This window comes from Paenibacillus sp. FSL M7-0420, from assembly GCF_038002345.1.
In the GTDB taxonomy this organism is placed as follows: Bacteria; Bacillota; Bacilli; order Paenibacillales; family Paenibacillaceae; genus Paenibacillus_AQ.
This window is the reverse complement of sequence record NZ_JBBOCJ010000001.1, coordinates 5,273,126-5,284,160: the sequence shown is the minus strand read 5'-3', so window position 1 is coordinate 5,284,160 and position 11,035 is coordinate 5,273,126. Positions and strand designations below refer to the sequence as shown.

At 54.0% G+C, this 11,035-nt stretch carries 11 protein-coding genes; 9 read left to right on the top strand and 2 right to left on the bottom strand.

Going from position 1 to position 11,035, the window contains the following annotated elements; all coding sequences use genetic code 11:
• Positions 1-448: 448 nt before the first annotated feature.
• Positions 449-733, top strand: a complete 285-nt coding sequence (locus tag MKX51_RS22535; protein WP_340995684.1) for a DUF5665 domain-containing protein — start codon at positions 449-451, stop codon at positions 731-733.
• 361 nt (positions 734-1,094) lie between these two features.
• Here the strand turns inward: MKX51_RS22535 and MKX51_RS22530 are convergent, their stop codons facing one another.
• Positions 1,095-1,823 (bottom strand): TraR/DksA C4-type zinc finger protein, encoded by a 729-nt coding sequence (locus MKX51_RS22530; protein ID WP_340938926.1) that lies wholly within the window; start codon positions 1,821-1,823, stop codon positions 1,095-1,097.
• Between the two features lie 289 nt (positions 1,824-2,112).
• On the opposite strand from MKX51_RS22530, the gene lspA reads away from it, so the two are divergent.
• From lspA to MKX51_RS22515, 3 genes are all read left to right on the top strand, one after another.
• Positions 2,113-2,616 carry a signal peptidase II gene (gene lspA, locus MKX51_RS22525; RefSeq protein WP_076075971.1) on the top strand — a complete coding sequence of 168 codons (504 nt, stop codon included), beginning with the start codon at positions 2,113-2,115 and terminating at the stop codon, positions 2,614-2,616.
• Positions 2,609-3,583 carry an RluA family pseudouridine synthase gene (locus tag MKX51_RS22520; RefSeq protein WP_340993955.1) on the top strand — a complete coding sequence of 325 codons (975 nt, stop codon included), beginning with the start codon at positions 2,609-2,611 and terminating at the stop codon, positions 3,581-3,583. Before lspA ends, MKX51_RS22520 begins: the two co-directional genes overlap by 8 nt.
• A gap of 101 nt (positions 3,584-3,684) precedes the next feature.
• The gene (locus tag MKX51_RS22515) at positions 3,685-4,938 is read left to right on the top strand and encodes an LL-diaminopimelate aminotransferase (protein WP_340993954.1); all 1,254 of its coding nucleotides are present in this window, start codon (positions 3,685-3,687) and stop codon (positions 4,936-4,938) included.
• 354 nt (positions 4,939-5,292) lie between these two features.
• On the opposite strand, the gene MKX51_RS22510 is transcribed toward MKX51_RS22515, so the two are convergent.
• A complete protein-coding gene (locus MKX51_RS22510; protein ID WP_340993953.1) occupies positions 5,293-5,853 on the bottom strand; it encodes a GNAT family N-acetyltransferase in 561 nt (186 codons plus the stop codon).
• Between the two features lie 169 nt (positions 5,854-6,022).
• On the opposite strand from MKX51_RS22510, the gene MKX51_RS22505 reads away from it, so the two are divergent.
• The 5 genes from MKX51_RS22505 to carA all read left to right on the top strand — a co-directional run bounded on the left by MKX51_RS22505 (position 6,023) and on the right by carA (position 11,034).
• Positions 6,023-6,259, top strand: coding sequence for a hypothetical protein (locus MKX51_RS22505; protein ID WP_340993952.1), 237 nt, complete (start codon positions 6,023-6,025; stop codon positions 6,257-6,259).
• A 626-nt stretch (positions 6,260-6,885) separates the two neighbouring features.
• The gene (gene pyrR / locus MKX51_RS22500) at positions 6,886-7,467 is read left to right on the top strand and encodes a bifunctional pyr operon transcriptional regulator/uracil phosphoribosyltransferase PyrR (protein WP_076076014.1); all 582 of its coding nucleotides are present in this window, start codon (positions 6,886-6,888) and stop codon (positions 7,465-7,467) included.
• Between the two features lie 2 nt (positions 7,468-7,469).
• Positions 7,470-8,378, top strand: coding sequence for an aspartate carbamoyltransferase catalytic subunit (locus MKX51_RS22495; RefSeq protein WP_076076017.1), 909 nt, complete (start codon positions 7,470-7,472; stop codon positions 8,376-8,378).
• 115 nt (positions 8,379-8,493) lie between these two features.
• Positions 8,494-9,768, top strand: coding sequence for a dihydroorotase (locus MKX51_RS22490; protein ID WP_445322029.1), 1,275 nt, complete (start codon positions 8,494-8,496; stop codon positions 9,766-9,768).
• 84 nt (positions 9,769-9,852) lie between these two features.
• The gene (gene carA / locus MKX51_RS22485) at positions 9,853-11,034 is read left to right on the top strand and encodes a glutamine-hydrolyzing carbamoyl-phosphate synthase small subunit (RefSeq protein ID WP_340752336.1); all 1,182 of its coding nucleotides are present in this window, start codon (positions 9,853-9,855) and stop codon (positions 11,032-11,034) included.
• Position 11,035: the final 1 nt, after the last annotated feature.

Here is an 11,035-nt window from a genome sequence, read left to right as displayed (position 1 = left end):
GAGCGGCCGCGCATTTCCTGCATTACTTGTCCCTGTATGGCATATACTAGCCGCAAAGGAAAAGTTTCCACGGGTTAGAATGCAAATGACGAGCCCTGTGCTTGAAGAGAGAATTCTCTTTGACCGGGCTCGTTTGTTTTGCGGCTTATAGACAACCAGGAGGTGCAGGGGCATGGGCGGATGGAAAGGCGGGAAGAGTCCTGCGGAGCAGCCGAAGCAGCCGGAAGGGCCGGGCAGAATTTCGATCAGAACCACGGACAGAGGGAATAACAGGGAGGACTCGCCGCATGAGAAGCAGCCCCCGCATTCTGGAGCAGGCCCTTCGGGCAAGACAGAACCGGGCGCAGAATATCCTGGGACAAGTCAGCCAGCCGCTTCTCCCCGTTCTAAGCCTACAGTATCTGTCACAGCAACCGTTGATCCGGCCGACCTTCCCCCGGAAGAGAAGCTGAACGCCCTGTACCGGATGACCACGAGTCTGGCCCAGCAGATGGAGAAGTCACGAATCTCGGAATATACCGAGCTGCTGTATTCCCCGTTCCGGCTAATCTGGCTGAACATTCTCTCCGGCGTGGCCAGGGGGCTGGGGATTGCGCTCGGATTCACTTTTTTTGCAGCGACGATTATTTATGTGCTTCAGGTGCTTGGTGCGCTCAATCTGCCGATCATCGGCGATTATATCGCGGATATTGTACGGATTGTCCAGCATCAACTGGAGCTGAAGACGTTCTGAGCGGCGCTGAACCTGAAATAACCCCACATTGTGGGGCAGTACTAGTTAGACAGAAATGGAACAGGGTTCTAAGACAAGCACAGGGATAGTTGTAGAATGTACACCTAAATGCAGCGAAATAGCCTGCTTTAGATGGATAACTGTATTCTGTACAACTAAATTTGCCTAAAGAGGACCGAACTTAGCGAAGAAGGCTTTTTAAATGTACGGAATGCAACTAAACGAGATATAGCCTATGAATCAGATGTTTTAGTTGTACAAAGTGCAATTAAGCCTCTCCAGCTCTCTCATCGGATCGTTCCTAACCATTGCCAAGCATTAGCTGGGCCATGGTTTGTGCTCACTTGCTGTGCCAGCTGTGCTACTTCCGTTCTTTTCGAGTCGGGTCCAGCAGGTAGTCGCCTTCCTCGTCGTCCATGTAATGACGGTAGCTGTTGCCCTTGATAATCATCAGATGATTGCCTGAAATGTCGGTGGCCACGAAATTCTCCCAGGGCTCCACGAAGCCCTCGGTTTCGTCTGCTTCGATCTCCATATCATTGTAGGAGCCGATGTTGTTCCCTTCTGCCATAGCCGGCGAATCCGAGTTGCCCCAGCTCTCCACGATCTGCCAGGCATCCTCGCCATCGAACCCGTTCTGGTCGTCCCGCTCATCCAGACTGGTGCGGCCAAACGGCGGAGACAGCAGCTCCTCCTCGGCCGGCCGGGTGAACGGAGCACTCTGACGGGGAGCATGCTCTTTCGTGTAGCGGGTGGAGGGAAGGGCGGCCAGTCGCTCATAGGGAATAGGTTCGCCGCTGGCGATGCAGATGCCGTAGGTTCCTTCGTCCATCGCCCGCAGGGCTGATTCAATATCATCCAGCTCATGCTCATCCCGCTCCAGCAGGGAGATATCCATGGAACGGTTATACAGCTCTGTGGCAGCATCGCCGGGATGGTTATCGATTTCCGACAGCTCACCCGTGTTGTCACGCATAGCCTCCTGCAGTCCGTATTGTCCGCTATTGCTTAGCCTGTGCTTGATATCCTCCTGCTGCTGCAGAAGAGCAGTACGCAGCCCGGAGAGCTGCTGTGGTGTCAGATGGCTCATTGCTGTGAGCTCCTTTCGGTAGCTAATCGCTGAAATGGGCCTAGCGCCGGTGCCAGGGATGAAGGAAGGGAAGAATACCCCGGCAGGATACCGGCGAGGCCGTTTCTTTCTCTGGATAGCTTGGCCTCCGGGGCCCTTTTTTAGCGCTGGCAAATAGTGCCCTTACTTAACCGGTTTGCCTGGTCATGCAATAGACGGGTTCTTGAGGCCTGTGCTACAATATACAAGTCTTTATACAGTATTCGTACCGCGTAGCCGCGGGAAAAATAAGAACGGAGTGACAACTTCTGTGGTGTACTTTCTGATTGCGCTAATTGTATTTCTGATTGACCAGGGTACCAAATATCTGATTGCCACCCGGCTGGAGCTCGCAGAGCAAATTCCGGTAATCAAGGATTTCTTCATTATTACGTCGCACCGCAATCGTGGAGCCGCCTTTGGAATTCTGGAGGGGCAGCAATGGTTCTTCATTGTGATTACAGTAATCGTTGTATGCGGAATCGTCTGGTACCTGAACAAGGCCCGCAAGACCCGCAAGCTGCTGCCTACCGCGCTGGCGCTTGTCCTTGGCGGAGCGATCGGCAACTTCCTGGACCGGATTCTTAACGGTGAGGTTGTGGATTTCCTCATGTTCAATTTCGGAAGCTATACGTTCCCGATCTTCAACGTGGCCGATTCCTGTATCGTGGTCGGGGTGGGTCTGATTATTCTGGACACGCTGCTGGAAGTGAAGGGCGAACAGGAAGTCACCGAGGTGAAGGAATCACAGGAAGTCAAAGAAGGGAATGAATGATTTGAACAAAGACGTCAAAGAGCTGGCGGATTCAGGCGCCCTCGAGGAAGACAGAGACGTCACCGAATGGATCGTTGCCGAGGGCAATGCGCGGGAGCGGATTGATAAATACGTTACAGAGGCCTTGGAAGACGAGATCTCGCGCTCCCAGGTTCAGCTATGGATCGGCAGCGGACATGTAGTGGTGAACGGCTCGCCGGTCAAAGCGAACTACAAGCTGAATGAAGGCGATAAGGTAACTGTTACGGTGCCGGAACCCGAGGTTACGGATCTGATCGCACAGGATATTCCGCTGGAAGTGGCCTACGAGGACAGCGATGTGATTGTGGTGAACAAGCCGCGCGGCATGGTCGTGCATCCGGCAGTGGGACATCCCTCCGGCACCCTGGTCAATGCGCTGATGTATCATTGCAAGGATCTGTCCGGCATTAACGGCGAGATTCGTCCAGGCATTGTCCACCGGATCGACAAGGATACCTCCGGTCTGATTATGGCGGCTAAGAATGACGCCAGTCATGCTTCGTTGTCCGCCCAGCTTAAGGAGCACAGCGTGACCCGCCGCTATATCGCAGTGGTACACGGCAATCTGTCCCATGACAAGGGAACCGTAGATGCGCCAATCGGCCGTGATCCGCATGACCGTAAGCTGTATACCGTAACTGAGAAGAACAGCAAGCGCTCCGTGACGCATTTTACCGTGCTGGAGCGCTTCGGTGACTGCACACTGCTGGAGCTTCAGCTTGAGACGGGGCGGACGCACCAGATCCGTGTTCACATGAAATTCATCGGCCATCCGCTGGTGGGTGATCCGGTCTACGGGCGCAGCAAGGGAACTACCATGAATGGACAAGCCCTTCATGCAGCGGTACTTGGATTCGTGCATCCTACTACAGGCGAGTACAAGGAGTTCAGCGCGCCGATCCCGGCGGATATGGAAGAGCTTCTATTTACACTGCGCAGCAGATAAGTACAAATCAATAGATTATAAATCCATGGTACACAGGCCGGATTTGCGTCATATTAAGAGCATAGCTTCACAATTTAGGCCCAGGAGATGAATAGAAGATTATGAGCATTGAACAATATCAGGCTACATTCATTCAGACGAATTTCGCAGACCGCATCGGCGGCGAAGGATACGGCAAGGACACCTCCATCTACAAATTTGAGAAAATCAAACGCGCCAAAGCTTCGGCGAAGCAGGATTTTCCGGACATTGAACTGATCGACATGGGCGTCGGCGAGCCGGACGAAATGGCAGATGAAGGCATCGTGGCAAGACTTGCGCTGGAAGCGGCCAAGGAAGAGAACCGCGGCTACTCCGATAACGGTATTCCTGAATTCAAAGCGGCTGCGGCTGTGTATCTTAAGGAAGTTTTTCAGGTAGACGGAATTGACCCTGTAACGGAAATCGTGCATTCCATCGGTTCCAAGCCTGCGCTGGCTATGCTGCCATCCGTATTCATTAATCCGGGCGATATCACGATCATGACCATTCCGGGCTATCCGGTACTGGGTACTCATACCAAGTATCTGGGAGGACAAGTCTACTCTGTGGAGCTGAAGAAGGAGAACAACTTCCTGCCTGATCTGAGCTCCATTCCTGAAGAGGTTGCCCGTAAGGCGAAGCTGCTCTACCTCAACTATCCGAACAACCCTACCGGCGCAAGCGCCACCCCTGAATTCTTCAGCGAAGTAGTGGCCTGGGCCAAAAAATATGATGTAGTCGTCATCCATGACGCACCTTATGCTGCATTGACGTATGACGGCGTGAAGCCGCTGAGCTTCCTGTCCGTGCCTGGTGCGAAGGATGTTGGCGTTGAGCTGCACTCCTTGTCCAAGTCCTATAACATGACCGGCTGGAGAATCGGCTTCGTGGCCGGCAATCCGCTGATCGTGAAGGCGTTCAGTGATGTGAAGGACAACAATGATTCCGGCCAGTTCATCGCCATTCAAAAAGCTGCCGCTTACGGCCTCTCTCATCCTGAGATTACCGAAGCGATTGCCGCCAAATACTCCCGCCGCCACAACATGCTGGTGGATGCGCTGAACAGCCTGGGCTTCAAGGCCGAGAAGCCGAAGGGCTCCTTCTTCCTGTATGTAGCCGCACCTAAGGGCGTCAAGGGCGGACGCCGCTTCGAATCCGGCGAGGATTTCTCGCAGTTCCTGATCCGCGAGAAGCTCATCTCCACCGTGCCTTGGGATGATGCCGGCGCGTTCGTGCGTTTCTCCGTGACCTTCGTGGCCAAGGGCGAGGAAGAGGAGAAGCGTGTCATCTCCGAAATCCAAAGACGTCTTAGCGACGTTGAATTTGAATTTTAAGTTTTGGTTTGAATGGGAGCCGCTGCAGAGCAATCTGCGGCGGTTTTTATTTCTCGCTGAAACGGTACCGTCCTTTAAAAGGACGGCAATGCCGTTTCCACTTGGTCGCCGTCTATTTACTATAGTGATCGCCCGGCCTGAACCGGCCACCCGCCCCAATTTGTTGCACAAATTGCAACCTCGCACCGCTCAAACCAAGCCCGGACACGCAAATCCTGCACTTTTTGCAACAATACATTCGGTAATGATAAATCTTTGGCATGAATCCTGCAAAAACTGCAACAATTGGCCCAGCAGCTTCGTTAAGCGGAAGAATTCCTGCATAATGTGCAACATGTAGGGAAGCAGTGCCGCTTATCCTTTCCGGTAAGCTACCTTATGAAAAGCATTGATATAACGGAACAATCCTTCGCCGTCATCCGGCACATTCGCGCTCTCATCCAGCGGCAGCAGCATCGCCTGATATGGCTCCGGTACCATTCGATATTGATGCACATAGGAGGTCAGGACGAACCCGTTCCGCTTCCAGAAATGAATACGTTCCTTGTGCGACTCCGTAGCCCCGGATTCCGCCTCAATGATGATTCCCCGGATGCCGTATTCCTGCACAGCCCAAGCTTTGATCTGCTCCAGCATCCAGGTCCCCGTTCCCTCTCCGCGCAATGCCTTATCTACTGCGAGGTAATCGATAATCAGGATCTTGTCCGCAGCTTGTCCCACAACACCCGTAACAGCCATCGCGACAACTACCCCCTGATGCACCCCCGCATGTAAGTAACCAATCCCCCGGTTCAGCATACTGCGCAGAATCGCTTCCGTTTTAGCCCCGCTGGGAAAAGCCTCCCGGTAGATCTGCTCCATCCGCCCCCACCACGCTTCATCCCATTCTTCTATAGTAATAAACTCCATGTTCATGATTTCATTCGCCTCCAGTTCCATTCCAGTTTTATCATAACAGAGCAGGGGCTGGAACGAAATTAGGGTGGATCGACCATGTAAAAAAATGTATAATATGAGAACAAATAATCAGACTCTTGTGCTGTTGGATCTTGTACGACATTATAATTCCATTAGGAGAGAGAAGATGAACACTACACCCGCACATACTGAAACCCATAAGAAAGCTGATATTGCTGAAAGCAGTATCGGTTATATTGATGAACAATTGTTGCCTCAGCAGCTGATCGAAGGCGGGGGGCCTTTTCGGCGAATTGATCTAACCAGCCTTCCCAGACCCGTGAAATATATAGGATACATGATTGTCTACGGTATCCCTGTGTTGTTAATGAGTTTGATTGTGGCGGTCACTTTTTTTAAATGAGCTGGCATATTGCCGCTGATACGGTGTCTTGTGCCATTAGTGAAACTCCTGAATTCCGCAGTTGTGTAGTCCGCACTATCAGCGCAGCGCCATAGTGCCCTCCTGCCTGCCCCCTCCCCAAGGGAGGATGGCAAGTCCTTATCTCTTTCACCGTTTAGGTGGAAGCGGCGGAGGGGATTTTGGAACTGTAGGAGCGGCAGCGTTCGCCTTTGTCTCCGGATTTAATCCGCTAAGCGGTTTATTCAAATCAATCTGGAGACAACTGCGACCGAAAGTCCAAAATCACCGCAGCCGCGCCCTTCACCTAAACCCAGCCGCCCCGCACCTAAACCGCCCTTCCTTCAACTTCCCTCCCAGAAAATTTGACATCCCCCCATCCATCTGTCATAATTCCCTATAGTTGAATAGCGCCTTTAATTCAGTCCCGTGAGGCTGGCAAGGTAACGTGAATCGAGGTTCGCGGTCGTCGAGAAGGAATCCGTATGAGTACGGAGGGTCTTTTTATGCGCGCGGACACGCCATCTTTTTGAATCTGCGGATTTCACTCCTTGCCTGCTTTGGGCAAGGAGTTTTTTTGTTATCCGGGGAACTTGAACAGGCGATCAAGCAGGGGGATGGCAAAGAGGATGGTTACTGAAAAAAATGTCATTATGGACGAAACGGCGATTCGCCGGGCACTGTCACGCATTGCACATGAGATTTTGGAGAAAAACAAGGGTATCGAGAATTGCCTGCTGGTCGGCATCCGCACCCGGGGGATCTATCTGGCTCAGCGGATTGCGGAGCGCATTAAGGAAATTGAGGGCGTGGACATCCCTTACGGGGAGCTGGACATTACCCATTACCGCGATGACCGCGAAGGCGGCGGGGACAACCGGGAAGCGATGGACAAGGCAGTTGTCAACAGCAACCTGATCCTGCCTCCGGGCACCAGCGGCACCCGGGACAAGAAAGTGATCCTGTTCGACGATGTATTGTACACCGGAAGAACGATCCGCGCGGCAATGGATGCGCTGATGGATTGCGGACGGCCCCGGATGATCCAGCTGGCTGTACTGGCGGACCGCGGCCACCGGGAGCTGCCGATCCGCCCCGACTATATCGGCAAGAACGTACCTACCTCCAGGCATGAGCAGATTGAAGTGTCCCTGAGCGAATATGACGGCAAGGACGAAGTGTACATTATTTCAAACCGGGAGGAACGATAACAATGATGACGGCAACCAAAGTGAAGGAACGCAGTCTGCTGGGGATGAAGGAGCTGGCGGGGTCGGAGATTACCCAGCTGCTAGACAGAACAGCCTACTGGGATCATCAGAGCGAGAAGCTCACGCCGGTGCTGAGAGCACATTTTGTTGCCAATATGTTCTTCGAGAATAGTACAAGAACCCGCTTTTCCTTCGAGATGGCCGAGAAACGCCTGGGTGTGCAAGTGCTGAACTTCACGGCTGCGGCCTCCAGTGTGGAGAAGGGCGAGTCGATCTACGACACCGTGCGCACACTGGAGTCAATGGGTATCGATGCCGGAGTGGTCCGGCTGAAGCCTGCCGGTGTGCTGCAGCAGCTTGCCGAGAAGGTTGGCGTTCCGCTGATCAATGCCGGGGACGGCAACAACGAGCATCCGACGCAGGCGCTGCTGGACCTGTACACGATGCGCAAGCATTTTGGCGGATTGAAGGGCCTGAAGGTGTCGATTATCGGGGATATTATGCACAGCCGGGTAGCACGGTCCAACCTCTGGGCACTCACCAAAATGGGGGCAAGCGTGCAGTTCTGCGCACCGGCGAATATGCAGGCTCCTGAGCTTGCGGCCTACGCTCCATACGTGTCCATGGAAGAAGCGCTGAAGGCGGATGTGGTCATGATGCTGAGAGTGCAGCTGGAGCGGCATGCTTCGGGTATTATTTTATCGGCTGAGCAGTACCGGGAGCACTTCGGGCTGACTGAGGAACGGGCGTCCAGGCTGGACCCGGCAACGATTATCATGCACCCGGCGCCGGTGAACCGCAATGTGGAGATCGACGATGCGGTGGTGGAGAGCAGCCAGTCCCGGATTTTCCCGCAGATGGCGAACGGAGTCCCGGTACGGATGGCTGTCATGGAGCGGGCGCTGCAATAGCAGAAAAAAACCTCACATAAGGGCATTAATAAATATACACAAAGATGAATTTTTATTATATAATAACTACAGAGCTTACGGCTGCGGCCGGAAGGCACAAAGGAGAATCCTAACCGTGATCATCAAAAATGCCAGTGTACTGAACGAAGAAGGCGTGCTGGAGCGCAAGCATATTGTTGTGCAGGACGGTATTATCTCGAAGATTCAGGATGCCGCCGAGGCGGTAGAGGAAGCCGGGGAGACCGTTGAAGCGGAAGGCAAGCTGCTGATTCCGGGACTGATTGATATGCACGTACATCTGCGCGAACCGGGGTTCGAGCATAAGGAAACGATTGAGACCGGCGCACGTTCGGCAGCCAAAGGCGGATTCACAACGATTGCCTGCATGCCGAATACACGCCCGGTAACAGACAGTGCAGAGATCGTACAGCTCGTGAAGGATAAGGCGCGCGAAGCGGGACTAGTTAAGGTGCTGCCTTATGCGGCCATTACCAAGAATGAGCTGGGACGCGAGCTGACGGATTTTGCGGCACTCAAGGAAGCAGGAGCGATCGGCTTCACCGATGATGGCGTAGGCGTACAGAGCGCGCAGATGATGAAGGATGCGATGAAGCTGGCCAAGGGACTGGATATGCCGGTCATTGCCCACTGTGAGGATAACTCGCTGGTGGAAGGAGCGCCTGTAGCCGAAGGCACTTTTGCCGACAAGCATGGCCTGAAGGGAATTCCGAACGAATCGGAAGCCATTCATGTAGGCCGTGACATTCTGCTGTCTGAAGCAACGGGCGTCCACTATCATGTGTGCCATGTCAGCACCGAGCAATCGGTCCGGCTGATCCGCCAGGCGAAGCAAATCGGCATTAAGGTGACCGCCGAGGTGTGCCCGCATCATCTGCTGCTCTCGGAGGAAGATATTCCGGGCATGGACGCCAATTGGAAAATGAACCCGCCGCTGCGCTCGCGCCGCGACGTCGAAGCCTGCATCGAAGGGCTGCTGGACGGCACGCTGGATATCATCGTGACCGACCATGCCCCGCACAGCGAGGAAGAGAAAGCCAAGGGAATGCAGCTTGCCCCGTTTGGCATCGTCGGCTTTGAGACGGCCTTCCCGCTGCTGTATACCGCTTTTGTGGCCACAGGCAAATGGGATCTGTCCCTGCTGGTGAAGCGGATGACCGCTGATCCGGCCCGGGTGTTCAGACTGAATACAGGCAGCCTTACAGTAGGGGCGCCTGCCGATCTGACCCTGATTGACTTGAATGAAGAGAGAGCAGTAGATCCTGCTACGTTTGCAAGCAAGGGTCGTAATACACCTTTTACCGGATGGAAGCTTAAGGGCTGGCCGGTGAAGACCTGGGTAGACGGCAGAGCCGTATGGAGTGAGGCTTAACAGAAGTAAGCAGTAGCCCATGCAGCCCGGCTGCATGGCTGTGACATAAGAATCAGACTACAGAAACAAGAAGGAGTGGAAGGCATGCAGGCGAGATTGCTGCTTCAGGACGGAACACTGTTTACAGGCACCGCATTTGGCGCGGAAGGCGAGAAGACGGGCGAGGTTGTTTTTAACACAGGAATTACAGGCTATCAGGAGGTACTATCGGACCCTTCGTACTGTGGGCAGATCGTCACCATGACGTATCCGCTGATCGGGAATTACGGCATTACCCGTGATGACTTCGAGTCCGTTCGCCCTTTTGTACACGGCTTTGTCGTGCGGCGTCACGAATCCGTACCCAGCAACTGGCGTGCTGAATACAGTGTAGACGATCTGCTGAAGGAATATGACATTCCCGGCATCAGCGAGATTGATACCCGTATGCTTACCCGCATTATCCGCCACTATGGCACCATGAAGGCAATTCTCACCACTTCGAACAAGCGTGTGGAAGAATTGATGGAGATGATGGGTGACACTACCATTGAAGAGCTGCGCAATCAGGTTGCACGTACCTCAACTACAGCAGCCTACAGCAGCCCGGGCACCAAAGAGCGCATCGTGCTGGTCGATTACGGCGCGAAGACCGGTATTCTGCGCGAGCTGAACAACCGCGGCTGTGATGTGGTGGTTGTCCCTCATGATGTCACCGCAGACGAGATCCGCCGCCTGAACCCTGACGGGATTCAGCTCTCGAATGGCCCTGGAGACCCGAAGGATGTGCCTTATGCGGTACAGACGATCTCCGAGCTGCTCGGCGAATACCCGATCTTCGGCATCTGCCTGGGGCATCAGCTGTTCGCCCTGGCCTGTGGCGCCGATACTGAGAAGCTTAAGTTCGGCCATCGCGGCGGGAACCATCCGGTGAAGGAGCTGGAGAGCGGACGCTGCTTCATCACCTCCCAGAATCATGGGTACACCGTGAATGAGGAATCCATTGCCAGCACTGACCTGGAAGTTACCCATATCAATAACAATGACAAGACCGTTGAAGGACTGAAGCATACCCGCTACCCCGCTTTCTCGGTGCAGTACCATCCGGAAGCGGCGCCGGGGCCGCATGACAGCAGTTATCTGTTCGACCGCTTCCTGCAGCTGATCGCAGACCACAAGGCACAGCGGCCGGCCGGATCGCGTCAGGCGCAGCTTGCAGCGAATGCCAGAATCACGGCACCGAAATCATCCGCACCCCAGCTTGAAGCCGTGAAAGGAGCTTTATAAC

Bases quoted from the DNA above. Each gene is read 5' to 3' on its own strand.
- MKX51_RS22510 (WP_340993953.1), bottom strand. From the start codon at position 5,853: ATGAACATGGAGTTTATTACTATAGAAGAATGGGATGAAGCGTGGTGG.
- MKX51_RS22505 (WP_340993952.1), top strand. From the start codon at position 6,023: ATGAACACTACACCCGCACATACTGAAACCCATAAGAAAGCTGATATT.
- MKX51_RS22515 (WP_340993954.1), top strand. From the start codon at position 3,685: ATGAGCATTGAACAATATCAGGCTACATTCATTCAGACGAATTTCGCA.
- MKX51_RS22530 (WP_340938926.1), bottom strand. From the start codon at position 1,823: ATGAGCCATCTGACACCACAGCAGCTCTCCGGGCTGCGTACTGCTCTT.
- carA (WP_340752336.1), top strand. From the start codon at position 9,853: ATGCAGGCGAGATTGCTGCTTCAGGACGGAACACTGTTTACAGGCACC.
- MKX51_RS22520 (WP_340993955.1), top strand. From the start codon at position 2,609: ATGAATGATTTGAACAAAGACGTCAAAGAGCTGGCGGATTCAGGCGCC.
- MKX51_RS22495 (WP_076076017.1), top strand. From the start codon at position 7,470: ATGATGACGGCAACCAAAGTGAAGGAACGCAGTCTGCTGGGGATGAAG.
- pyrR (WP_076076014.1), top strand. From the start codon at position 6,886: ATGGTTACTGAAAAAAATGTCATTATGGACGAAACGGCGATTCGCCGG.